Source organism: Paenarthrobacter sp. NyZ202, assembly GCF_049860755.1.
Taxonomy (GTDB): Bacteria; Actinomycetota; Actinomycetes; order Actinomycetales; family Micrococcaceae; genus Arthrobacter.
The window spans coordinates 2,701,597-2,725,856 of sequence record NZ_CP187556.1 but is presented as its reverse complement, the minus strand read 5'-3'; the positions used below and the strand labels follow the sequence as shown (position 1 = coordinate 2,725,856).

General features: G+C 65.1%; 15 protein-coding genes and 1 riboswitch. Of the genes, 11 read left to right on the top strand and 4 right to left on the bottom strand.

All coding sequences use genetic code 11. The features are described from left to right. Window positions 1–8: 8 nt before the first annotated feature. Both ACPFL9_RS12630 and ACPFL9_RS12625 read left to right on the top strand, forming a co-directional pair. On the top strand, window positions 9–1,325 hold the full coding sequence (locus ACPFL9_RS12630; RefSeq protein ID WP_426003047.1) for an MFS transporter: 1,317 nt from the start codon (window positions 9–11) through the stop codon (window positions 1,323–1,325). Next, entirely contained in the window at window positions 1,322–2,350 is a 1,029-nt protein-coding gene (locus ACPFL9_RS12625; RefSeq protein WP_426003045.1) for a TolB family protein, read from the top strand. The genes ACPFL9_RS12630 and ACPFL9_RS12625 overlap by 4 nt, the downstream gene beginning before the upstream one ends. A gap of 75 nt (window positions 2,351–2,425) precedes the next feature. Here the strand turns inward: ACPFL9_RS12625 and ACPFL9_RS12620 are convergent, their stop codons facing one another. Beyond that, window positions 2,426–7,300 (bottom strand): DUF4082 domain-containing protein, encoded by a 4,875-nt coding sequence (locus ACPFL9_RS12620; protein WP_426003044.1) that lies wholly within the window; start codon window positions 7,298–7,300, stop codon window positions 2,426–2,428. A 336-nt stretch (window positions 7,301–7,636) separates the two neighbouring features. Between ACPFL9_RS12620 and smc the strand changes: the two genes are divergently transcribed. Both smc and ftsY read left to right on the top strand, forming a co-directional pair. Next, complete coding sequence (gene smc / locus ACPFL9_RS12615; protein ID WP_426003042.1) at window positions 7,637–11,215, top strand: chromosome segregation protein SMC; 3,579 nt, start codon at window positions 7,637–7,639, stop codon at window positions 11,213–11,215. A 20-nt stretch (window positions 11,216–11,235) separates the two neighbouring features. After that, window positions 11,236–12,438 carry a signal recognition particle-docking protein FtsY gene (gene ftsY / locus ACPFL9_RS12610; protein WP_426003041.1) on the top strand — a complete coding sequence of 401 codons (1,203 nt, stop codon included), beginning with the start codon at window positions 11,236–11,238 and terminating at the stop codon, window positions 12,436–12,438. Here the strand turns inward: ftsY and ACPFL9_RS12605 are convergent. Beyond that, window positions 12,435–13,814 carry an MFS transporter gene (locus ACPFL9_RS12605; RefSeq protein WP_426003039.1) on the bottom strand — a complete coding sequence of 460 codons (1,380 nt, stop codon included), beginning with the start codon at window positions 13,812–13,814 and terminating at the stop codon, window positions 12,435–12,437. The two genes, ftsY and ACPFL9_RS12605, sit on opposite strands and share 4 nt — an antisense overlap. 77 nt (window positions 13,815–13,891) lie before the next feature. Between ACPFL9_RS12605 and ACPFL9_RS12600 the strand changes: the two genes are divergently transcribed. Both ACPFL9_RS12600 and ACPFL9_RS12595 read left to right on the top strand, forming a co-directional pair. Next, complete coding sequence (locus ACPFL9_RS12600; protein ID WP_426003037.1) at window positions 13,892–15,241, top strand: ammonium transporter; 1,350 nt, start codon at window positions 13,892–13,894, stop codon at window positions 15,239–15,241. Further along, window positions 15,238–15,576: a P-II family nitrogen regulator gene (locus ACPFL9_RS12595; RefSeq protein ID WP_426003035.1), complete on the top strand. Its 339-nt coding sequence runs from the start codon at window positions 15,238–15,240 to the stop codon at window positions 15,574–15,576. Before ACPFL9_RS12600 ends, ACPFL9_RS12595 begins: the two co-directional genes overlap by 4 nt. A 105-nt stretch (window positions 15,577–15,681) precedes the next feature. Here the strand turns inward: ACPFL9_RS12595 and ACPFL9_RS12590 are convergent, their stop codons facing one another. Further along, window positions 15,682–17,082, bottom strand: a complete 1,401-nt coding sequence (locus tag ACPFL9_RS12590) for a glucose-6-phosphate dehydrogenase (RefSeq protein WP_426003034.1) — start codon at window positions 17,080–17,082, stop codon at window positions 15,682–15,684. Window positions 17,083–17,192: 110 nt separating this feature from the next. Between ACPFL9_RS12590 and ffh the strand changes: the two genes are divergently transcribed. Beyond that, a complete protein-coding gene (gene ffh / locus ACPFL9_RS12585; protein WP_426003032.1) occupies window positions 17,193–18,770 on the top strand; it encodes a signal recognition particle protein in 1,578 nt (525 codons plus the stop codon). A 50-nt stretch (window positions 18,771–18,820) separates the two neighbouring features. Continuing rightward, window positions 18,821–19,543 carry an alpha/beta fold hydrolase gene (locus tag ACPFL9_RS12580; RefSeq protein ID WP_426003030.1) on the top strand — a complete coding sequence of 241 codons (723 nt, stop codon included), beginning with the start codon at window positions 18,821–18,823 and terminating at the stop codon, window positions 19,541–19,543. Here ACPFL9_RS12580 and thiC read toward each other — a convergent pair. Further along, window positions 19,526–21,349, bottom strand: coding sequence for a phosphomethylpyrimidine synthase ThiC (thiC, locus tag ACPFL9_RS12575; RefSeq protein ID WP_426003029.1), 1,824 nt, complete (start codon window positions 21,347–21,349; stop codon window positions 19,526–19,528). The genes ACPFL9_RS12580 and thiC overlap by 18 nt on opposite strands. After that, a riboswitch (TPP riboswitch) is annotated at window positions 21,344–21,451 on the bottom strand. (Overlaps the previous gene by 6 nt.) A gap of 86 nt (window positions 21,452–21,537) precedes the next feature. On the opposite strand from thiC, the gene ACPFL9_RS12570 reads away from it, so the two are divergent. From ACPFL9_RS12570 to ACPFL9_RS12560, 3 genes are all read left to right on the top strand, one after another. Further along, on the top strand, window positions 21,538–22,626 hold the full coding sequence (locus ACPFL9_RS12570) for an amidohydrolase family protein (RefSeq protein ID WP_426003027.1): 1,089 nt from the start codon (window positions 21,538–21,540) through the stop codon (window positions 22,624–22,626). A 72-nt stretch (window positions 22,627–22,698) separates the two neighbouring features. Continuing rightward, window positions 22,699–23,586 (top strand): VOC family protein, encoded by an 888-nt coding sequence (locus tag ACPFL9_RS12565; RefSeq protein ID WP_426003026.1) that lies wholly within the window; start codon window positions 22,699–22,701, stop codon window positions 23,584–23,586. A gap of 77 nt (window positions 23,587–23,663) precedes the next feature. After that, a complete protein-coding gene (locus ACPFL9_RS12560; RefSeq protein ID WP_426003025.1) occupies window positions 23,664–24,104 on the top strand; it encodes a hypothetical protein in 441 nt (146 codons plus the stop codon). The last annotated feature ends 156 nt before the right edge of the window (window positions 24,105–24,260 follow it).

Here is a 24,260-nt window from a genome sequence, read left to right as displayed (position 1 = left end):
GGGCATGGATGTATATTTCTCTTTCTGACCGCAGCGGAGGTAAGCGGGACAAGCCGAAGAGCGCCGGTCCGGCGCCGGTGGACGGAATGTCAGCGGTCGACGTTCCGTTTCGTTTGTCTCCGGTCATTCTGTGGTTGGGCATCGTCAGCATGGTCACGGATGTTTCCTCCGAATCCGTGGCCGCTGTCCTGCCGCTGTACATCACCGGGTTCCTGGGACTTGGGACGATCGCCTTCGGATTTATCGATGCGATCAACCAGGGTGCCAGCGCGATCGTGCGGATTGCAGCGGGTTGGGCCGCCGACCGCACGGGCCATCCCAAACGTGTGGCCTTGGCCGGATACGGGCTTTCCATGCTGGCCCGCATCGGTTTCCTGTTTGCCGGCGGTTTCTGGACCATAGCGGCGATCGTCACGGGCGACCGGATCGGCAAGGGCATCCGCACCGCCCCCCGGGACGCACTTATTACGGTTTCTGCCCAACCGGAACACCTGGCGAGGTCTTTTGGTGTCCACAGGATGCTGGACAACATCGGTGCCGCTGCCGGACCCATGATTGCCTTCCTTGTCCTGCTGATGATCCCCAACGGCTTCAGCACGGTTTTCGTCGTCTCGCTTGCGTTTGCCGTCATCGGCGTGGCCGTGCTGGCCCTGGTGGTGCCGGACCTCAAGGCGCCCGGACTGCGGGACGCGCAGAGCGCCAAAACAGGGCCGGGCACCGAACGCCGCCTCTTCGCTCTCTCGTGGGGGCATTTCAAAGAACCGGGACTTGGCAGGTTGCTCATCGCAGCCGGACTCCTGGGCATCCTCACGATCGGCGATGCGTTCATCTACCTTGTCCTGCAGGCGCGCGATTCCTTTGCGGTCCAGTGGTTCCCCCTGCTGTTCGTGGGGACGAACGTGGTCTTCCTGGCATTCGCGATTCCCTTGGGACGGTTGGCTGACAGGGTTGGCAGGGTTCCCGTGTTCATCGGCGGCCACGTCGCTCTGCTCGCCTGCTACTTCCTGGCTGCGTTGCCATGGGGCGGCTTGTGGAGTACCGCGGGCTGCCTCATCCTCCTCGGCGCTTTCTATGCGGCCACCGACGGCGTGCTGGCCGCCCTGGCGGCCCAACTGACGCCGCATGGCAAGCTGGCCATGGGCATTGCGTCGGCGCAGACCGTGGTGGCGCTGAGCAGAATGGCCGCTTCAGCAGGATTCGGTGTGCTGTGGTTCGCCGTGGGTGCGACCACTGCCATGGTCATTGCCGGCGCTTTGCTGGCATGCGCCGTGGTGGCTGTGCTCTTCATCCTGCCCGGCGCCAAAGGCGCGAAGGCAAGTGCGTGAGCGGGACGATCGTCACGGGGCGGCTGCGCTGGGGCATCCTGCTGGCCGTGACGGCAGTGGTGCTGGCGGCGGCGGGAATCTATGCTGCCAGTGCCTATCAGCGCTTCCAGGAGAGCCTCACGGCGGCCCCTTCCGTTGGCGTGACTGCAGGCGGTCAGCTTCCTTCGGTTCCCTTTGTCCTGTTCAGGAACACCGCTGCGGGCCAAGGCTACGGCAACGCCGCAACAGTTCCCCTGTCCGAGCCTGACGGCACCCGGGCCGTCAGTGGCCAAGCCTGTGACAGGGTGTACGGGACCAGGTCGAGCGTGGTCTGCCTGAAGACAAACCGCGGACTCGTCACAGCTTTTCAAGCCGAGGTGCTGGACAAGGACTGGAACCGCGAACGCACGTGGCCTTTGCCTGGAATTCCCAGCCGGACCCGGACCAGTCCCGACGGCTCCATGATTGCCACCACCGTCTTCGTCACAGGACACTCGTACGCCACGGCCGGATTCTCCACGGCCACCGAAATCGCCCTGCCATCGGGCACCACCGGCAATCTTGAGGACTTTGCCCTGATGGTCAACGGCCAGCAACTGACGGCGGCGGACAGGAATATCTGGGGTGTCACCTTCGTGCCCGGTCAGGAGGATGCTTTTTATGCAACGGCAGCATCGTCCGGCCGCATCTGGCTGGTTCGGGGAAGCCTGTCGGCTAAGACCCTGACCGCCGTCCACGACAACGTCGAGTGCCCGTCCATCTCTCCGGACGGCACCAGGATTGCCTATAAGAAGAACGACGGCGGGACGCTGGCCGCCCACTGGAACGTCGCAGTTCTTGACCTCGCTTCAGGACGGGAAACAGTCCTGGCTGAGAAGCGCAGCGTGGATGACCAGATTGAGTGGCTGGACAACGACAACCTGCTCTATGGCCTCGCGGACGAGTCGCTGGAGGGCGACAGCAATATCTGGAAGCTGGGTACCGATCCGGCGTCCCAACCGTCCGTCTTCATCAAGCACGCGTGGTCGCCCAGCGTGGTTCGGTAATCTTTCACAACGATGCCGGCGTCCGCTCCTGGAGTTCGGGGGAACGGGCGCCGGCAGCTTAGGGGCGGTTGGGTTTCAGCAGGTCCGCAACAGCGTGCAGAGCAGTCCGCCGGATTGCGTTGTGGTGGGTGAGGGTGTTGGCGTGGGGCTCGGGGAAGCCGTTGCCGTACTGGTGGCTGTTGGGGTTGCCGTAGCCGTCTGTGTCTGGGCTGGTGCTGCTTGGGAGGTTCCGGTGGTCGCGAAGACAACGTCAACAAAGTAGTTTGTTGCATTCCACGAGTTGCCCGGCATCACACTGCCCGAGCCGTACCGGTAGAGGCCGTTGTTGGGTCCGGACGCAGTGAAGACTCCACTGGTCCAGGTTTGGTTGAAGAAGCCCGAGGTGTAGGAGTAGCGGCCGTTGGGTGCGCGGTAGGAAACCACGTACCGCTGGCCCGCCGTGAGCGCTACCGGCGTGGACAAGGTGGCTGTCTGCCAGCCCGTCGCCGTCTCGTTGGTGAACGTCACCTGGGCTATCCGCGTTCCCGCGGAATTCCAGAGCGAGCCCACATGCGTTCCGGAATTGCCCGTCCCCTTGTAGAAACGGATCGCTGTTACGTTGCCGGGCTGGGACACAGTGAAGGCCGTTCCCAGTTCAACGGGCTGCGGATCGGACGCTGCTGCCACCTGGGGAGCCAGAGACCCGAACATCGAGGACTGCTGGATAGTGGCAGCAGCAGTAGTGAACTGCCACGTGGTGGTGGGCAGGGTCTGGCCCTGTTGGGACACCACATTTGAAACAGTCGCCGTGACTGTTGCGCTCGCGGGGAGGGCCGTGGCGGGGGTGAAGACCAGCGTACGGGCGTCGGCCGACAATGCCGCGGTTCCGGCGATGGAGGACCCGTTGGTGCCCAGCGTGAACGTGGCGCCGGGACGGATTGCGCTGGAGAAGGTGATGGACGGCTTCACGTCGCCGGGTATGCCCGTGGCACCGGGTGCCGGAACCTGCTCACTGATGGTGAACGGAGGCGGGGTTACCGCGAACACCAGATCCACCAGGTAGCTCGAACTGGAGGAGACGTTGGGGAAGTCGCTGCCGTAGGCGAAAGCGCCGGAGTCGGACGCGGTCCGGAGGGGTCCGCTGGTGAAGCCCGGGCCGAAACCATTGGCCGTGTAGGAGTAGTTGCCCGTGGGTGACTTGTACGCCACCACGTACTCGACATCCGCTTGGATGGTGACGGGCTGGTTGAGCATTGCCGTTTGCCAGCCCATGGTCGATTCGTTGGCGAAAGCAACGCTGGCAAGCAGTTGGCCCGTTGCCGTGTACAGGAAGCCGGTGTGGGCTCCGGTGTTTCCGGACGACTTGTAGAACCGGATGCCGGTGACCTGGCCTTCGGTGTCGCTGGCGAACCTGACGCCGAGGGTCAGGGGAACGCCATCGTTGGCGTCCGGCGTTGCCGGTGTCACCGTGTCCTGATAGAGCGTGCAGGGGCAGGCGCCGGGTGTCCGCGGCGCAGGAACCGTGGTGAACGTCCACGTGGCATCGCTCAGTACCTGCCGCGACACTGCTGTTGCCGTGACGGTGGCCGTGTAGCTGGTAGCCGCGGCCAGTGGTGCGCTCGGCGTGAAGGTCGCTTTCCTGGTGTCCGTGTTGTAGGTCGAGGTGCCGGCCACCGTGGCGCCGGCCGCCGTCTTGACGGAGAGGCTGACTCCCGTGGCTGCCTCGGACAGCACCGCGCTGACGGCGGTGTCCAACGGAACACTGGATGATCCTGGCAACGGTGTCTTGTTGGTCGGCGTGAAGGCGGGCGGCGGCACGTTGACGATCACATCCACCAGGTAGCTCGTAGAGGACCGTGAACCGGGGAAGTCGCCGCTGTAGGTGTAGGCGCCGGCGTCGGAGCCCGTCCGCAGTGGTCCTACGCTCATGCCTTGGCCGAATCCGTTGGGCGTGGCCGAATAGGTCCCGGTCAATGACTTGTAGGACACGATGTATTCGGTGTTGGCTGCCATCTGGACCGGTTGGCTGAACATGGCGGACTGCCATCCGGAGGCAGATTCGTTGGTGAAGCTCACCGTGGCAAGCTGCTGCCCGGATGCTGTGTAAAGGGCTCCGTTGTGCGTGCCGGTGTTGCCCGCCGACTTATAGAAGCGCATACCCAGCACTTCACCGGCAGAAACGCTCGAGAACCGTACGCCGAGGGTCAGCGGAACACCTTCCCTCAGTTCCTCGATCCCGGGGGTGACGGAGTCGTTGAACAGGCTGCACGGGCACGAACCGGGAACGGGGATCGTGGCACCGGTGGTGAAGGACCACGTGCCGCCGGCCGTCACCCCGCCACCGCTGGTGTCGGTCCCGGACAGCGTTGCCGTGTACTGGGTGCTGAAGGCGAGCGCTGCTGACGGTGTGAAGGTTGCCCTGCGGGTGGCGGAGTCGTACGAGGTGGTTCCCGCCACTTGTCCGGAGCTGGAGGCGAGGTTGAGCTTCACGGACGCAGCTGCGACGGGCTTGGAGAATACCGCGCTGACGGAGGTGTTGACCGAGACACTGGAGGATGACGGCAGCGGGTTGTGCCCGGAGACGGTCATGGGACTGGTGTCCACCGTGCTGAACACCGCGTCAACGAAGTAGTTGCCACCGTTGAAGCTGGAGGTGGGGAAGCCCTGCCCGCCTGCATAGACACCGGCGGGTTCGGCGCCGAAGCCTCCGGCCACCGTGAGGGGCGCGGCGGTGGAGCCGAAACTTGCCCATTGGAATTCCTTGACGGCGTAGTGGCCGTTGGGTGCGGTGTAGGAGACGGTGTACTTTTGTCCGGCTGCTACGGCCACGGCCTGGCTGAAGAGGACGGTTTGCCAGCCGGTGGATGTCTCGTTGGTGAAGGTGGCGGTGGCCAGGCGGCTTCCGCTGGAGTTCCACAGGGAGCCGGTGTGGGTTCCTGTGTTGGCTGCACTCTTGTAGAAACGGACTCCTGTGATGAATCCGTCCACTGTCGGGGTGAACCGCAGTCCCATCTCGTAGGATCCACCGTCGCCGGAATCCGGTTTGGCAGGAATCGTTTGTCCGAAGACGCTGTAGGGACCGTTCACTGTGAGGCTTCGGGATGTTGCGGCACCGATGTTTGCGCTGTCGTCGATCGCGCGGGCCTGGATGGCGGCGGTTGCAAATCCCTGCTGAATGTAGCTGTAGGTCCAGTTCTGTTTGCCTTGGGCTGGATGCCAGGTGGCACCGTTGTCGGTGGAAACCTCGACGCCGGCCACCACGCCGCCGGTGTCCGCTGCGGTTCCCGTGACGGTCACCTTGGCGCCATGGGCGATCGCAGTGCCGTTGGCAGGGGCCGTTATTGCGGCGGTCGGCGCAGTTTTGTCGCTGCTCGCGGTGGCTGCGACCAGGCCTGCGGCCCGGGTGGCGGGTTGTGCACCCATGTCGGCCAGGAGGTTCACCTGGGCCTGCCGCATCCGGATGTCGGCGGCCGCGCCGTCTCCGTCATGCTCCTGGTCCAGGCCCCAGGTCCATTGGACGCTGCCGGCGGAGAAGACCAGTGCGCCACTGGCCGCCCTGTAGAGGGTCACGTTGTGGGTGGTCGTGCCTGGCGCCACGGTGTTGCCGAAGTCCTGCAAATACTGGGGTACGTTGCCCGTGGTGGTGGAGAGCCGGATCAACCCGGCGGGCCTGAAGCCGTTGTCCAGGTCCTCGTTGGATTCGTACCCCACCGTATGGGGTGCCAGCGCTGCGGATGTTCCCGCCGGAAGGGACGCGAGTGACGTGTTGCGCCACAGCCGGGTCTTGCCTTCTTCCGCGGAGACCGTCACCGGCAGGTCGGAGAAGTTGGACATGTAGAGCGTGCCGGTCAACCCGTTTTCGGGAAGTCCGCCTCCATTGCTCTGGGAGGCGAACCGTGGATCGCGCCAGGTGCCCGTCCACTGCGCCGTTGGGTCGATCTTTTCATTGGCCCAGGTTTCCTTGTAGCAGGTCAGCGTCCGGCCCGCCGCGCCGTCCACGCTGGAGGGCTCGAACCGGGTCCGCCAGTACATCTCATTTCCGGAGAGGAACTGCAGGTTGACGCCGGCGTCGCGTGCCGCCGTGACATTGGCGCGCTGGGGGCCTGACCAATACTCATCGTGGCCCACAGACAGGAACACCTTGTGGTTCAGCAGTTCGGCGCCGTTGCGGTCCGCGTCCAGCCCGCTGATGTAGCTGACGTTGTAACCGTTCTGTTCCAGGAAGCGGACCATGGGGTACTCATTGGCAAAGTAGAAATCACGGCCGCCAGGGCCACCGCGCGTTGCCATGGGCCGGTTGTAGCTGACCTTGTAGGCCCGCCCGTTGGCCCCTTGGTAGTAATCGGCGCCGCCATAGGAGTTGTAGGCCTGCCAGGTCTGGTCCGCCGTTTGGAAGACGATGTCCGAGCGGTTGCCGTCATTGCGGACAATGAACGTGATGTGGCTCTGGCCCCCGGTGTCGGGACGCGTCAGCAAGGCAAGGTAGATGCCGGAGACGGCCGTGGACGGCACCTGCCAGGTGGCTGAAACGGCCCATGTGCCGCAGTCGTACAGCTCGGTGGTGAGGTCATGGCGGCACGCCGGCTGGTTCTGCCGGAAAGCAGACGGAGTCACATCGGCAATCTTGCGGGCACCGTTGCCCCCGTACCAGCCGGTGCGGTAGATCGCGATCGTGTACGTGGAAGCGTTGGTATCGACCTTGAACTGGATGGGCTGGCCCGCGTTGACACTGATGGCCGTGGAGAAGCCCTGGATGGAGTCGTCACCGGCCCCTGAAATGTCCCATTCCGACGGCGGGCTGCCGGGTTTCGAGTTCTCGCACACCACGGGATTCACCACGGGGTCGCAGGGCCCGGCCGCCATGGCCGCAGGTGCCGTCAGGGGGAGCAAAGCGGCAACCATCGCAAGGACAAGGGGCACGAGGAAGCCCTTGAAGAGTGGTTGGGGCCGGGTGGCTGAAAGTCCGGGCATCGGAACTCCTGGGGGTATGCCATTGCAGTACGGGTCCGCGCAAACCGCCCGGTCCCTGCTTGCCGCTCCCCAGCCAGGGTCAAACCAAGATCTTCAGTTATCGCAACACGAGGGCCACAAAGCCTGCGGTGCTCCAAAACCACCCCGCTTGCCCTGAAGACCATGCAAGCGAAGGCGGGATCACCGGAGTAAACCGACAAGTAACCCTTGGCAGGAGTGTAGGGGCGGGGGAAGCCACCCGCAAGGCTTTTTCGGCTCCGGATCCAAGGTTTCATTCCAAACCGCAGTAGATTTAGGGGGTACAGCACCCGGGCCACCCAGGAGAACCGAAGCGCCTTGCATTTGAAAAGTTTGACCGTCCGCGGATTCAAGTCGTTTGCGTCTGCCACGACGTTCGACTTCGAACCCGGCGTCACCGCAGTGGTGGGTCCCAACGGTTCGGGCAAGTCCAACGTGGTGGACGCGCTCGCCTGGGTCATGGGGGAGCAGGGCGCCAAGACGCTCCGTGGCGGCAAAATGGAGGACGTCATCTTTGCCGGCACTTCAGGCCGGCCACCCCTGGGACGGGCCCACGTCTCGCTGACCATCGACAACACGGACAACGCCCTCCCCATCGAGTACAGCGAAGTCACCATCTCGCGGACACTGTTCCGCACAGGTGGTTCCGAATATGCCATCAACGGCGCCCCGTGCCGGTTGCTGGACATCCAGGAGCTCCTGTCGGATTCGGGACTGGGGCGCGAGATGCACGTCATCGTCGGCCAAGGCCAGCTTGACCGCGTCCTGCATGCCACCCCGGAAGACCGCCGTGGCTTCATCGAAGAAGCTGCGGGCATCCTCAAACACCGCCGCCGCAAGGAAAAGACGGTGCGGAAGCTCGAGGCCATGCAAGCAAACCTTGCACGGCTGGGGGACCTCACGGCCGAGATCCGGAGGCAGTTGACGCCGTTGGGCAAGCAGGCCGAAATCGCCCGCCGCGCCCAGACCGTCCAGTTCGACGTCAGGGACGCCCGTGCCCGTCTCCTTGCCGATGACCTCGTCCAGCTGACCACCGCCCTGGAACAGGACGTCGCAGACGAAGAGGCCCTCAGGGAACGCCGGCAGATCGTTGAGGCGGAACTGGGCAACGGGCGCAGGCGGCAGGCGGAACTGGAACAGCGTGCAGCCCACGCCACGCCCCGGCTCAATGCCGCACGCGACAACTGGTACCAACTCTCCGCAGCCAGGGAACGCTTCCGCTCCCTGGGATCACTGGCCGCCGAACGGCGCCGGCTCCTTGGCTCCTCGGAGCTCCCACCGGATACCGGCCGCGACCCTGACCAGCTGGAGCGCCAGGCCGCCAGGGTCCGGGACGAGGAAGCTGCTTTGGAACACGACATCCTGGCCAAGCAGGCTGCCTTGCTTGAAGCCACGGTGGCCAAGGATTCAGCCGAAGCCCTCGCCGCGGCGGAAGACAAACGGCTTACGGCCATGCTCCGGGCGGCAGCGGACCGTCGCGAGGGCCTGGCCCGCCTGGCAGGGCAGGTCGCGGCCGCCCGGTCACGGGCAGAGGCCGCAGAAGCCGAACGTGGGCGCCTCCGCGAATCACTCGCCGCCGGCAACGAACGGCGTCGCCAGGCCCAGAGTGAATTCACCGCCCTGGAAACACAGGTAGCGGGTGTTGAAGACGGCGAAGAAGGCCTGGATGCAGAATACGAGTCCGCCATGGAAGCCCTTGAGGCAGTCGTCGCGGAGATCGAAGAACTCACCGCGGCCGAACGCGATGCCCTGCGCGAGCGGGATGCCCTGACCGCCCGGAAGGATGCGCTGCAACTGGGCCTCAACCGCAAGGACGGATCCGGACGCCTGTTGTCAGCCGGCATCGACGGCCTTGTCGGTCCGCTTGCCGGCATGCTGGCCATCGAACCCGGTTTCGAGGCTGCCGTCGCCGCCGCCCTTGGCCAGGCCTCGGATGCCCTTGTCGTCTTGGACACAGCCGGCGCAGTGACAGCCCTGAACCTCCTGAAAGATGAAGACGCCGGGCGGGCAGCCTTGTTGCTCGCCCCGGAGACGGACCACCCCCGCCCGCAGGACCTGGACTTGCCTGGCGGCTGCCGCTGGACATCCGACGTCGTCAAAGTCACCGAACCGTCGGCCCAAGCCGCATTGGCGCTCCTGGCCGCCACCGCCGTCGTCGATGACCTGCAGGCCGCCGCGGCTCTGGTGGCTGAACGGCCCGAGCTCACGGCGGTCACCCGCGGCGGTGACGTCCTGACCTCCCTCACCGCCCACGGCGGGTCCGCCACCGCGCCGTCGCTGCTGGAGATCCAGGCGGAAGTTGACGACGCCGCTGCCCGGCTTCAAGAAGTAACCGGAGCACTGGAACGCGGACGTTTTGCGCTCGCAGGTGCGCGGGCACGTCGTGTGGAAGCGCAGGAGCGTGCCGATGCTGCCCTGGACCGGCTCCACGAATCGGATGCCCGGCTTGCCGCCGTCGCGGAACGGCTGGGCCACCTGAACTCGCTCCTGCGCAGCGCCGTGGGCGAAAGTGAGCGCCTTGAAGCCTCGCTGGCCCGGGCCGAAGCCAACATCGCCGAAGCGCAACTGGATCTGGAAGTAGCTGCCGAGCGCTTGGCTGCCGCCCAGGAAGCACCGGACGATGAGCCCTCCACGGACATCCGGGATGAACTGGCCGCAGAAGCGAGGTCGGCCCGGGCTGCCGAGATGGAGGCCCGCCTGGCACTGCGGACCGCCGAGGAGCAGCTGGGGGCTGTCAGCAACAGGGCGGCCTCCCTGGAACGGGCAGCAGCCACCGAACGCCGGGCACGCGAAGAAGCTGCACGGCGGGCGCGGCGGCGGCAGGCCCAGGCGCAACGGGCGGCTGCGGTGGCAGCAGCCGTTGAACAGGCCCTGCAGTTCATCGATGTTTCGGTGGACCTGGCCGGGAGGGAGCGCGACCTCGCCGAACAGGTCCGTGAACGATTGGAGCGGGACCTGTCCGAAGTACGCTCCGGCAACGACGCGTTCGCCCGGGAGCTGGCCGATCTTACCGATTCAGTCCACAAGGATGAGTTGGCGCGGGCACAGCAGAGGCTCCGGATCGAAGCACTCGAACAGCGCGCTGTGGAAGAGCTCGGGCTTTCTGCGGAGCAACTGGTGGCCGGGTATGGACCTGACCAGCCGGTGCCCGTACCGGCGGGGCCGGGAGCGGACAAGTGGGCCGAGCTGCGCGCACCCGTGGACGAGGACGGGAACCCCATCGTCGAGGGCATCCCGTTCGTCCGTGCGGAGCAGGAGAAACGGCTGAAGAAAGCCGAACGGGAACTTGCAGCCCTGGGCAAGGTGAACCCGCTGGCTTTGGAAGAGTTCGCTGCCCTCGAGGAACGCCACCAGTTCCTCAACACCCAACTGGAAGACCTGAAGGCCAGCCGGAAGGACTTGCTGGACATCATCAAGGAAGTGGACAACCGGGTCCAGCAAGTATTCACGGAGGCCTTCGCGGACACCTCCAGGCAGTTCGACCACGTCTTTGCGCGGCTCTTCCCGGGCGGCGAAGGCAGGCTGGTCCTGACCGACCCCGAGGACATGCTGACCACCGGCATCGAGGTCGAGGCACGTCCGGCCGGAAAGAAGATCAAGCGGCTTTCGCTGCTTTCCGGCGGAGAACGTTCGCTGACGGCGGTGGCGTTGCTGGTGGCGATCTTCAAAGCCAGGCCTTCGCCCTTCTATGTCATGGACGAGGTCGAAGCCGCACTGGACGACACCAACCTGGGCCGCCTCATCACCATCTTCGAGGAGCTCCGGGAGTCCAGCCAGCTCATCGTTATTACGCACCAGAAGCGCACCATGGAAGTGGCGGATGCCCTGTACGGGGTGACGATGCGGGGAGACGGGGTGTCCACGGTCATCAGCCAACGGCTCGGTGACGGGGCATAGCTTTGTGAGAAGGTAGGGGAGTGAATGATTTCCTACCCATAATTCTGTCCATTGTGGCTGCGCTCGTCGTGGTCGGCGGGCTGGTACCGGTGCTGATGAAAGCCCGGAAAACCGGGTCACGGTACACGGGAACCCGCGATGCCAACGACCCCGTCCAGACCCCGGCGGCAGGCGGCGGAACCTTGGTGGAGGACCGACCGGCTCCCACGCCGCCGGCCCCTCCCTTCGATGGAACTGTAGAAGAGACCGACGTCCCGGACGACGCCGCCGGCCTGGAAACCATCTCCGTTGAGACTCCCGCGCCAGTGGAAGGCCGCCTGAACCGGCTTCGCGCACGCCTGGTGAAGTCGAACAACATCCTGGGCAAGGGGCTGCTGGCCCTGCTGTCCGGCGACAAAATCGACGAAAACGTGTGGGACGAGGTCGAGGAAACCTTGCTCCTGGCGGACCTCGGCACCGAACCCACCATGCAGTTGGTCGAGTCGCTGCGTGAACGGGTCAAGGTCCTGGGGACCCGTGATCCGGAGCATGTCAAGGCCATGCTCCGTGAAGAACTCATCAAGCTCGTGGACCCCTCCATGGACCGCTCCCTGAACGTCGCCCGCCAAGGTGACCGGCCCGCCGTCGTGCTTGTTGTCGGCGTCAACGGCGTGGGCAAGACCACCACGGTGGGCAAGCTGGCGCGCGTGCTGGTGGCTGAAGACAAGGACGTGCTGCTGGGGGCGGCCGACACGTTCCGCGCCGCCGCCGCCGAGCAGTTGGCCACGTGGGGCCAGCGTGTCGGGGTCCCCACGGTCAAGTCGGACATTGACGGCGCCGACCCCGCTTCGGTGGCGTATGAAGCCGTCAAGGCGGGCATCGACCAGGAAGTGGATGTGGTCATGGTGGACACCGCCGGCCGCCTCCAGAACAAGACGGGCCTCATGGACGAGCTCGGCAAGGTCAAGCGCGTCATCGAGAAACTGGCGGAAGTGGACGAGGTCCTGCTGGTCCTGGATGCCACCACGGGGCAGAATGGCCTGAACCAGGCCCGGGTCTTCGCAGAGGTGGTCAACATCAGCGGCATCGTGCTGACCAAACTGGACGGCACCGCCAAGGGTGGCATCGTGGTGGCCATCCAGAAGAGCCTCGGCGTCCCCGTGAAGCTCATCGGTTTGGGCGAAGGTCCGGATGACCTTGCGCCGTTCGACGCCGAAGGATTCGTGGACGCCCTGCTGAACTAGCGCCGTCCGCCCGTGGACCCCAGGGGTTCACGGGCGGGCAGCCAGGCAGCTGCCGCCAGCAGGAGGATCCCGCCGGTGGCTGCGAAGGCCGGACCGTACCCCCAAAGGTCGGCAATGAGCCCGGCTACCACGGGACCAACAATGGCCCCGGTGTCGGCAGCCATCTGGAAGACAGCCAGGACCTTGCCGCCGGAGCGGCCCCTGCCGATCACATCGGCAACGGCCGCCTGCTGGGCAGGGCCCAGGAGGCCCGACCCGAAGCCCGCCACGGCGGAGGCTGCCAGCAAGGCCACGAGGTCCGTGGTGAACCCGATGAATCCGGTGGCCAGACCCGTCACCACCAGGCCAGGCAGCAGCAGCGGTTTGCGGCCCCACGCGTCGGCCAGCCGCCCGGAGAACGTCAAGGCGGCTGCGTTCCCTACAGCGAAGACGGCCAGTGCCCACGCTGCGGTTTCCGGCCGGGACTGCAGGACAGCCACCGCGAACAGTGGAATGGTGGCCATGCGGACGCCGAAGGTGGCCCAGCCATTGCTGAAGCTGGAGAAGACGGCCGCGCGGTAAGCCGAATCGGCCAGGGCCTCCTTGAGCGGCATGGGAGGGGCTGCGGCATCGTCCTGGCGTGTCACGCCCGAGCCGCTGAGCATGGTCCGCACCACCAGGGCTGCCAGCAACAGGGCAGCAGCATAGACAAGGAACGGAATCCTGAGCCCGAAGCCCGCCAACAGCCCGCCCACCACAGGACCCAGGACGCTGCCGATCAGGAACGCCGAAGCGTAGGCGCCGGACACCCTGCCGCGCCGTTCCGGCGGAGCCAGCCTGATCAGCAGGCCCATGGCAGCAACTGTAAACATCACCGAACCCGCCCCGCCCAGGCCGCGGAAGACCAACAGTTGCCAGTAATCCTGCGCAAAGGCGCACGCAGCGGTGGAGACGGCCACGATCAACAGGCCGGAGACGTAGACGTTCCGCTCCCCGAAGCGTCCGATCAATGATCCGCCGGCTGGGGCGAAGACCAACCGCATGAAAGCGAAGATGCTCACGATCACGGCAGCGGCGGTGGCGCCGACATCGAAGGTCGCGGCAAACTGCGGCAACACGGGTGCCACCAGGCCGAAGCCCAGGGCGATCAGGAAGGCAGCGGCCAACATCACCTTGATGTCGCGGGGAAGTGGTTCCTTTTCCGGCTTCACCCTCGTCGATTCAAGGGATCCGGGGGACTTGGCCATGCAGTGCTTGTCCTTCTTTTTCTGGTGGCTCGGGGCATATGTAACGCCTGAAACATACCCGTAACAACCACGATATCCACCATTTACGTTGGGGAGGTTGTTGTAACGGGCCCGCAATGTAAAACCTGCGCAGGTGAAACACAGCGGCACAAAACTCTTTAAGCAGGACGCACAAAGCGTCAGGTCAGCGGACGAACCGCAGAACTAGCAAGAGAGGAACGTGCACCATGGAACTTACCGCAGGTCACGTATGGGTCATGGTGGCGGCGGCGCTCGTGCTGTTGATGACTCCCGGTTTGGCATTTTTCTACGGCGGCATGACACGCGCCAAGGCAGCCCTGAACATGATGATGATGAGCTTCATCTCCATTGGAATCGTGGGCGTCGTCTGGGTGCTGTGGGGCGCTTCCATGAGCTCGGGCGAGGGCTTCCTGCAGATTGTCGGCAACCCCTTCGCCACGTTCGGACTTGAGGGCATTACCACCCCGGACGGCCTGATCAAGGTCGGCTACGCCGCAACGTTCGCCATCATCACCGTGGCGCTGATCAGCGGTGCCATTGCAGACCGCGCCAAGTTCGGCGCCTGGAGCCTCTTCGTGCCGGTGTGGGTCACCCTGGTGTACTGCCCCTTGGCCTACATGGTCTGGGGTGGCGGCCTGTTTGGTCCCGAAGGCGCCATCGGCCAGGCACTCGGCCCGGCCATCGACTTTGCAGGCGGAACCGTCGTGCACATCAACGCCGGCGTAGCGGCCCTCGTCCTGGTGCTCATCATCGGCAACCGCCGCGGCTTCGGCAAGGACCCCAACCACCGTCCGCACAACATTCCGTTCGTCATGCTGGGTGCAGCAGTGCTGTGGTTCGGCTGGTTCGGCTTCAACGGCGGCGCAGCAACTACTGCTGAGCAGGGCGGCCTGATCTGGATCAACACCCTCGCAGCACCGGCTGCAGCAATGCTCGGCTGGCTCATCACCGAACGTATCCGCGACGGACACCCGACCTCCCTGGGTGCCGCATCCGGCGTCGTCGCCGGCCTCGTGGCCATCACTCCGGCCTGTGCCAACGTCAGCCCTGTCGGTGCGTTGGGACTCGGCCTGGTGGCAGGCGTGGCTTCCGCCCTGGCGGTCGGCCTGAAGTTCCGCTGGGGCTTCGATGACTCCCTTGATGTTGTGGGCGTCCACCTCGTCTCCGGCGTCATCGGCACGGTGGCCCTGGGCTTCATCGCCCTTCCCACGGACGGCGTTGGTGGCGGCCTCTTCTATGGCGGCGGCTGGGCCCAGATGTGGGCACAGCTTGCAGCAGCAGGCATCGCGATCGCCTTCTCGGCCATCCTGACCGCCATCATCGCGTTCGCCATCCACAAGACCATGGGCTTCCGGGTCTCCACCGAACAGGAGAACGTGGGTGTGGACCTCAGCCTCCACGCGGAAACTGCTTACGAGTTCGGTGTGGGTGGCCACGGTGGAAGCTTCCAGCCGCTGCATGACGCGGTGACCGGCAAGGGCGACGCCCCGGCAGAAGGCAAGGCTCCGGCACAGGCCAAGGTTCCCGCAGAAGGCAAGGAGAGTGTCCAGGCATGAAACTCATCACAGCGATCGTCCGTCCCGAGAAGCTTGACGCAGTCCGGGAGGGCCTGGAGGCCTACGGAGTCCAGGGACTGACGGTCAGCGCAGCAAGCGGCTACGGCAGGCAGCGCGGCTACACCGAGGTGTACCGCGGCGCCGAGTACAACGTGGACCTGCTGCCCAAGATCCGGATCGAGGTTCTCGCTACGGACGAACAGGCCGACGACATCCTGGATGTCCTGATCGCCAGTTCCAACACCGGCCGCGCCGGTGACGGGAAAGTCTGGACCGTGGACGTATACGAGGCCGTCCGGGTCAGGACGGGGGAGCGCGGCGCAGCCGCCATCTGATCCCGGGCACGATGAACGGGCCGGGTACCGCACAGGTACCCGGCCCGTTCTGTCTTTTGGCTTATGCCCCGGGCAGGACGACGGCGGCAGGCGGCAGCGGCTTGCCTAACCCCCGACGGCGGTCGGCCAGGACGCCGGACCCGCGCTGCCGGCGTCGTACTCCTCCAACGGGACGGCGCCCCGGGACCAGGCGTGCAGCACCGGTTCGATGATCCGCCAGCAGTCTTCCGCGGTGTCGCCGCGGACAGACAGCAGGGGGTCCCCGGCAAGGATGCCCTCCAGCACTTCGCCGTAGGGAAGCATGCCCGGGGCGTTCAGTTCGGCAAGGAGGCTCGCGCGGTCCAAGGTGAAGATGTCGCCCGGGCCGTTGACGTCCACATCCAGCTGCAGCACATCCGGCCCGAATCCAATCCGGAGCTGGTTGGGCGAATCCACGCCGGAGAACCCGACCGGCAGGTGCGGCACCGGCCGGAACGTGACGATTGCCTCCTTGCGTTTGCGGCCCATCGCCTTGCCCGAGCGCAGGATGAAAGGCACCCCTTTCCAGCGCCAGTTGTCGATGTCCACGCGGACTTCGGCGAGCGTCTCGGTCTCCTTGGCCGGATCCACGCCGGCCTCGTCGGTGTAATCGGGAACATGCCGCTCGCCAAGGGTGCCGACCGTATACCGGGCCCGGCGGGTGGAGTCGCGGTAGGGCGCTTTGATGCTGCTGGCCCTCAGTACGGTGGCTACGGCATCCCGGAGGTCGCGTTCGTCGATGCTGGCGGGAGCGTCAATGGCCAGGAAAGCCATGATGTGCAGCAGGTGGCTCTGGATCATGTCGCGCAAGGCGCCGGCGTTGTCGTAATAGCGCGCCCGGCCTTCCAGGGCGAGATCTTCATCGAAGATGATCTCGACCTTTTCAATGTGTTCGCGGTCCCACACCGGCTCCAGGAAGCGGTTGGCGAAGCGCAGGCCCAGGATGTTCAGCACCGTCGCCTTGCCCAGGAAATGGTCCACGCGGTGGATATGGCCCTCCGGCACCAATTTCACCAGTGTCCGGTTCAGGTCGCTGGCCGACGCCGTGCCCGAACCGAAGGGCTTCTCCAGGACCAGCCGGGTTCCGGGTGGAACCTGCTCGGGCCGGAGGATTTCGCACGCTTTCTGGCTGACCTGCGGGGGCAGTGCGAAGTAGACGGCCACGGGACCTTCCAGCGAGGCCAGCAGTCCGGCCAGGGGGCCGTCGGCGGTCACGTCCACCTGATGGTAGACCGTGGTCGCGGCGACCGCGGAAAGGTCCCGTATTCCCTCCGGCCCCGCGGACTTCAGAGCGGCTGCAAAGGCCCCGTCAACCCGTTCCTTCCACTGGCCCGGGGTCCAGGGGTCGGACCCGGCGCCGACCAGTTTCAGGCCTGACGCCCTGCCCGTCGCCAGCAGCCCGGCCAGCCCCGGCAGCAGCAACCGTCCCGTCAGGTCTCCCGAAGCACCGAGGATGAGCAAGGTTTTCACAGTTGTTTTGCTGGTCACTGTGCCAGCATGCCATCTTGTAGGCTCGACTTGGTACCCTAGATAGTCGTCAAGACTCCGGCGGGCCGCAGTGGCCCCATTCGCAGACCATCGAAAGAAGTGCACGGCGCGTGTTCAATTCACTCTCTGACCGCTTGACAGCAACCTTCAAGAACCTCCGCGGCAAGGGCCGCCTCACGGAGGCCGATGTCGACGCCACAGTCCGGGAGATCCGTCGTGCCCTTTTGGACGCCGACGTTGCCGTGCCGGTGGTCCGCGGGTTCACGTCCCGGATCCGCGAACGTGCCCTCGGTGCGGAAGTATCCGCTGCGCTGAACCCCAGCCAGCAGATCGTCAAGATCGTCAACGAGGAACTCGTGGAGATCCTTGGCGGCGAAACGCGGCGCATCCGCCTGGCCAAGAACGGCCCCACCATCATCATGCTGGCCGGCCTCCAGGGTGCGGGCAAGACCACCCTCGCCGGCAAGCTGTCCAAGTGGCTCAAGGCCCAGGGCCACAGCCCCCTGCTGGTCGCCTGTGACCTCCAGCGCCCCAACGCCGTAACTCAGCTCCAGGTCGTGGGCCAGCGTGCCGGCGTTCCCGTCTTCGCGCCTCATCCCGGTGCCACGTCCGAGGTGGAACACCCTGCAGGCGACCCCGTCGCCGTTGCGCAGGCCGGTGTTGCCGAGGCCCGTCAGAAGCTCCACGACGTTGTGATCGTGGACACCGCAGGACGTCTTGGCGTGGACGCCGAGATGATGGACCAGGCCCGACGCATCCGCCAGGCGATCATCCCCAACGAGGTCCTGTTCGTCATTGACGCCATGATCGGCCAGGATGCCGTGAACACGGCCATGGCTTTCGATGAGGGCGTCAACTTCACGGGTATCGTCCTGTCCAAGCTCGACGGCGATGCCCGCGGCGGTGCCGCGCTGTCTGTTGCATCGGTCACCGGCAAGCCTGTCATGTTTGCCTCCACTGGTGAAGGCCTCGACGACTTCGAGCTGTTCCACCCGGACCGCATGGCTTCCCGCATCCTGGACATGGGCGATGTCCTCACCTTGATCGAGCAGGCGGAGAAGGCTTGGGACAAGGAAGAAGCCGCCCGGATGGCAAAGAAATTTGCCGACCAGGAAGACTTCACCCTGGACGACTTCCTCGCCCAGATGCAGCAGATCCGCAACATGGGCTCCATGAAGAAGATGCTCATGATGATGCCGGGAGCCCAGAACATCCGGCAGCAACTGGAGAACTTTGACGAGCGGGAGATCGACCGCGTCGAGGCAATCGTGCGTTCCATGACACCGCATGAGCGCGTGGCTCCCAAGATCATCAATGGTTCCCGGCGAGCCCGTATCGCCAAGGGCTCGGGCGTTCATGTTTCTGAAGTCAACGGCCTCCTGGAGCGGTTCGCCCAGGCACAGAAGATGATGAAGAAGCTCGCCCAGGGCGGCGGCATGCCGGGGATGCCGGGAATGCCTGGCCTGGGTGGCCCTGGTGGCGGGCGCAAGGGCGGCAAGAGCGCGCCGAAGAAGAAGGCGCGTTCGGGCAACCCTGCCAAAGCCGCCCAGGAACTGCGCGACGCCGAGGCCAAGCGGGCTGCGGCCGCATCGGCGCCCACGGGGGCTGCGTTCGGCCAGGGTGCCCAGGACTTCGATCCGTCCATGCTTAACCTCCCCAAGGGCTTCGATAAGTTCCTGGGCAAGTAGGCAGCCAACCCCCGGTTGGGATGTCAGTGCCGTGGAATACGCATTGGTCAATGCAGAAGCAGCGCGTTGTTTTTGTCCACGGCCTGGGCAGTTTCGGCGCTGCGGCCTGGCCCAAGCAACATGGCATGGCTTTGGACTATGACGCCTTGTTCCTCCGGCGCCACGGTTTCCATCCGGTGGAGGAGCCGTTGTCATCGGATGTGGCAGCGGACGTTGAAATCCTCGTCGGTGCGCTGGCAGACGTCGGCGGAGGCCATGTCGTAGCCCATGAACAAGGGGCGATCGCTGCCATGTTGGCAGCCCTGGACCGGCCGGAACTGGTGTTTTCCCTCTCCCTGGTGGAGCCGGCGTGCCTGTCCCTGACCGCTGAACTGCCCGCGACGGCAGCGCACCGGGCGCTGATGGAACCGCTTTTTGACGTGCGGAGCCAGCTCAACGACGCCGACTATGAACGCGAGTTCTACCGCCGTGCGTTTTCATCCGTGGCAGGCGTGCCCGATACACCCCAGGCCAGGCGCTCTGCCCGGCGGCTCAGGTTGCAGGCTCCGCCCTGGGAAGCCCCCTTGCACATCGTTCCGGGGGTCCCCACGCTGGTGCTGACCGGCGGTTGGGAGCCCCTTTACGAAGAGATCGCCGCGTACCTCCAGGAAACCGGTGCCCTCCGGCGCGTGGCCGCGGGAGGGCACCGGCCCCAGGACTCGGTGGAAGGTGACCGGATCATCCGATCGTTCATCGCCGAGGTCGGGCGGACTATGTCAGTTCGCGCGTCCTGAGGCTGCCGGTACCTGGAGTTCCGGCAGGTAGACCTTGCCGCCAGCTGCGAGGAATTCCTCGCTTTTTTCCCGCATGCCGCTGTACATGTCGGCGATCGCGGCCTGCGCTTCGGCCGAACCGTATTCGTCGCGGATGTCCTGGCTGATGCGCATGGAGCAGAACTTGGGGCCACACATGGAGCAGAAGTGCGCCGTCTTGGCCGGTTCGGCCGGAAGCGTCTCGTCGTGGAACGACTCCGCGGTCACCGGATCCAGGGACAGGGCGAACTGGTCCCGCCACCGGAACTCGAAACGCGCCTTGGAGAGGGCATCGTCACGTTCGTTCGCGCCAGGGTGTCCCTTGGCCAGGTCCGCGGCGTGGGCGGCGATCTTGTAGGTGATGACGCCGGTCTTGACGTCGTCCTTGTTCGGCAGGCCAAGGTGCTCCTTGGGTGTCACGTAGCAGAGCATGGCCGTGCCGTAGCGGGCGATCTCCGTGGCACCGATGGCGGAGGTGATGTGGTCATAACCGGGGGCAACGTCTGTCACGAGCGGCCCGAGGGTGTAGAACGGAGCCCCCTGGCACAGTTCCTGCTGGCGTTCCACATTCTCCCGCACCAGGTGGAAAGGGATGTGGCCCGGTCCTTCGACCATGACCTGGACGTCGTATTCCCAGGCTCGCTGGGTCAGCTCGGCAAGGGTGTCCAGTTCGGCGAACTGCGCGGCATCGTTGGCGTCGGCTGTGGCTCCGGGGCGGAGGCCGTCACCGAGTGAGAAGGCAACGTCGTACTTTGCGAAGATTTCGCACAGCTCATCGAAATGCGTGTAAAGGAAGTTCTCCTTGTGGTGGGCCAGGCACCAGCCGGCCATGATGGAGCCACCGCGGGACACGATGCCCGTGACCCGGTTGGCGGTGAGGGGCACGTACCGCAGGAGGACGCCGGCATGGATGGTCATGTAGTCCACACCTTGCTCGCACTGTTCGATCACCGTGTCACGGAAGATTTCCCACGTGAGGTTATTGGCCTCACCATTGACCTTTTCCAAAGCCTGGTAGATCGGAACCGTGCCGATGGGCACGGGTGAGTTCCGGATGATCCATTCGCGGGTCGTGTGGATGTCATCTCCCGTGGACAAATCCATGACGGTGTCTGCGCCCCACTGCGTGGCCCACTGCAGCTTGTCGACTTCCTCGGCAATGGAGCTGGTGACAGCCGAGTTGCCGATGTTGGCGTTGATCTTCACCAGGAAGGCCTTGCCGATGATCATCGGTTCCGATTCCGGGTGGTTGATATTGTTCGGGATGATGGCCCGCCCTGCAGCGACTTCGCTGCGGACCAGCTCCACGTCGCAGTTCTCCCGCAGGGCCACGAACCGCATTTCCGGGGTGACGATGCCCTGCCTGGCGTAATGCATCTGGGTGGCGGTCTTGCCTTCGACGGCGCGGCGGGGCACCGGTTGTGCACCCTTCCACTCCGCAGACGCTGCTCCGCGCCGCACGGCCGACTTGCCGTCGTCGAGCAGGTTGCGTTCCCGGCCCGTGTAGCTTTCCGTATCGCCGCGTTCCTCGATCCAGGCCTTCCTGAACGGTTCCAGACCGACTACCGGATCACTTCCCGGGCCGGCCGTGCGGTACACCCGCAAAGGATCGTTGGCCTGCCCGTTGGGGGAGGGTTCCAGGGCGATCTCGGTCACCGGTACGCGGATGCCGTGGCCCGGATCCTCCACCCAAGCCAGCGAATGGGACTTCAGCGACTGCGTGACGGCTTCCCCGGCTGGCGCAGTCTGGTTCCGGGCAGGGCTGTGCTGTGTTTCTGTGGTGCTCAAGGATTACTCACTTCCTTCGCCGGCATTACCCGGACAGGTTCGACGGTCGCAGACTGCTTCAGCCTGATCTCAGCCCCTGCAAGGGCTCCCGTGTGGTCAGGGAAGAAGCTACCACAGGGGCAGCGGGTGCTCCCAGTCACAAGCTTTCGAAAGGGGCGGGGCGGGGTTCGTCGCACTAGGCTTCTGCCATGGCCAACATCATTGAATTCAGCGGTCCGGTGCTGGTTGCAGCCGATGACGAACGCCGGGGATTGTGGTCAGTTGACGGAAAGCTGACTTTTGAACGTCCCGCAACGCCGCCGGACAGAGTGCTTGCCGGATGGGTGCTGCCGGGCTTCGTCGACGCGCATTGCCACATCGGGCTGGGGCCCGGCGGTGCGGTGGATGAGGAGACCACGCTCGCCCAGGCCATGGCGGACCGGAACGCCGGAACGCTGCTGATCCGCGACGCCGGTTCGCCCGGTAATACCCGCTGGGTCCAGCAAAGGGAGGACCTTCCGCACCTCATCCGGGCCGGCCGGCACATTGCCCGCAGCAAGCGGTACCTGCGGGGGCTGGGCCACGAAGTGGAGCCGGATGAACTGGTGGAGACCGTCCGGAAGGAAGCGCGCGACGGCGATGGCTGGGTCAAGCTGGTGGGCGACTGGATTGACAGGGGAGTGGGGGACTTGACCGCGTCATTTCCAGCCGGGGTCGTCAAGGAAGCCATAGCCGCCGCGCATGACGAAGGCGCCCGGGTTACCGCGCATTGCTTCGCGGAACAGACCATCGACCACATGCTGGACGGCGGAATCGACTGCATAGAGCATGTCACCGGGTTGCTGCCGCGGCACATTCCGCGCCTCGTGGAACAGGATGTTCCGATCGTTCCCACCCTGGTCAACATTGCCACCTTTCCCGACATCGCGGCGCAGGCCAAGCCAAAGTTTCCCGACTACGCGCAGCACATGACCAGCCTGTGGGAACGCCGGCGCGAGCGGGTTTTTGAAGCCTATGAGGCCGGCGTTTCCATTTATGCCGGCACTGACGCCGGCAGCGTCATCAAGCATGGCCGGATCGCCGACGAGATGCAGGAACTGCACGACGCCGGCCTGCCGCCTGCCGCGGTGCTGAATGCCGCCACGTGGGGTGCCAGGGCATGGTTGGGGACGGAAGGAATCAGCGAGGGGGCACCTGCCGATGTGGTGGTGTGCCGCGCGGATCCCCGTCAGGAGCTTGCCACCGTCCACCGGTTGAGCCACGTGGTCTTAAGGGGCAACGTCCTCCGCTGGGAATAAATTGAAGCTTCAAGTAATTTAGAGAGGTAGAACGAGCCGAAAAGCGGCCAGCTTGATCACCGGGAGCTTCACATGACCACTTCATCCAGCCAGGACCTGCTGCCTGCCGATCTCTCCATGGGCACTGTCATGCTCAAAGTGGGCGACATGAAGCTCATGAGCGACTACTACCAGCGCGCCTTGGGGTTGCAGGTGGTCGCGGAACAGGACGGCGGGCTGTACCTGGGCCGCCTCGGCAAGCCCGTAGTCCACCTGGCTCCGGCCGCAGGCCTGCAGATTCCCGGCAGGGGCGAGGCCGGCCTCTTCCATACTGCGATCCTGTTCGAAGACCAGCCCGCCCTGGCCGCGACCATTGCCACTGCCGCGCAATACGAGCCCCGTGCCTTCGTCGGCAGTGCCGACCACCTGGTCAGCGAGGCGTTCTACTTCACCGATCCCGAAGGCAATGGCATCGAGTTGTATTACGACAAGCCCCGGAGCGTGTGGCAGTGGGACGGAAAGAACGTGGTCATGGACAACGTTGCCCTGCCGCCGCAGGCCTACCTTCAGCAGTACCTGAGCGAAGAGGCGGTGACGGGCCAGGCCCGGGCCGGTGCCGGCGTCGGGCATGTCCACCTTCAGGTAGGCGACGTTGCGACGGCGCAAAAGTTCTACGTGGACACTCTGGGGTTCGAGCGGACCGCCGGCTGGCACGGCCAGGCCTTGTTCGTCTCGGCGGGCGGCTACCACCACCACATGGCCATGAATGTCTGGAACAGCCGCGGTGCCGGGCCGCGCCGGGACACGCTGGGCCTGGGTGAAGTCCTGATTGAAGTCCCTGGCGACGACCACGTCCTGGCGTTGGCGGACCGGCTGAAGGTTGCGGGCCTGTCCAGCCACCACACAGGCAAGGAGCTTCGTTTTGAGGACCCGTGGCGCAACCAGTTGCGGGTGGCGGTCGCGGGGCCCGGCCTGCACTAGGCTGGGCAATGTTGGAGCAGGGGCCGGCATGTCCTGCGCCCCTGCCGTGTCAGCACGACGGAATGGGATGACTTTCCATGGGCTTTGCCGAAATTTTTGTAGCCACCCACGATGAAGCACTCAAGCGGGCCGCCGCCCTCGACGGCGGAGCCGGCGTTGCCGGATCTGCTGTCCGGATTGACGGCATCAGTGACTTTGAGGTTGAACAACTCGGTGACCTCGCCGGGCAGGCGGTCCACGCAGCCGGCGCCGACTATGAGCTGGCCCTGGTGGATGTCACCAGCGATGCCCTGCTTGGGGTCCCCGAAGCGATGGTTCGCGCGTTGGCTGAATTGCTGACGTATGAAAGCGAAGGTGACGGCAATGTCCTTGATGACGTCGCCGAGGCCTGGGCAGGGCAGGAAGACATGCCTTTCGGGGCGGCCGAGTCCAAAGGGTACGTCCAGCAACTGGCAGCCCTTGCCTCCGATGTGGAGAAAGCGGACCGTGCCGGGCTTTACGTCTGGTCGGTGTCCTGACCCTCGCATGAAGGTGGACGTGACCAAGTCCACAGGGGTGGAGTCCGGCCAAGTCGTAATTGTGCGGCCCATCTGGCACAATGGACAGGTACTCGATCGGTGCGGCCCCTCTCTCCGTGCTCGTATCTTGTCCTTCGAACCCCCAAGTATGGCCCG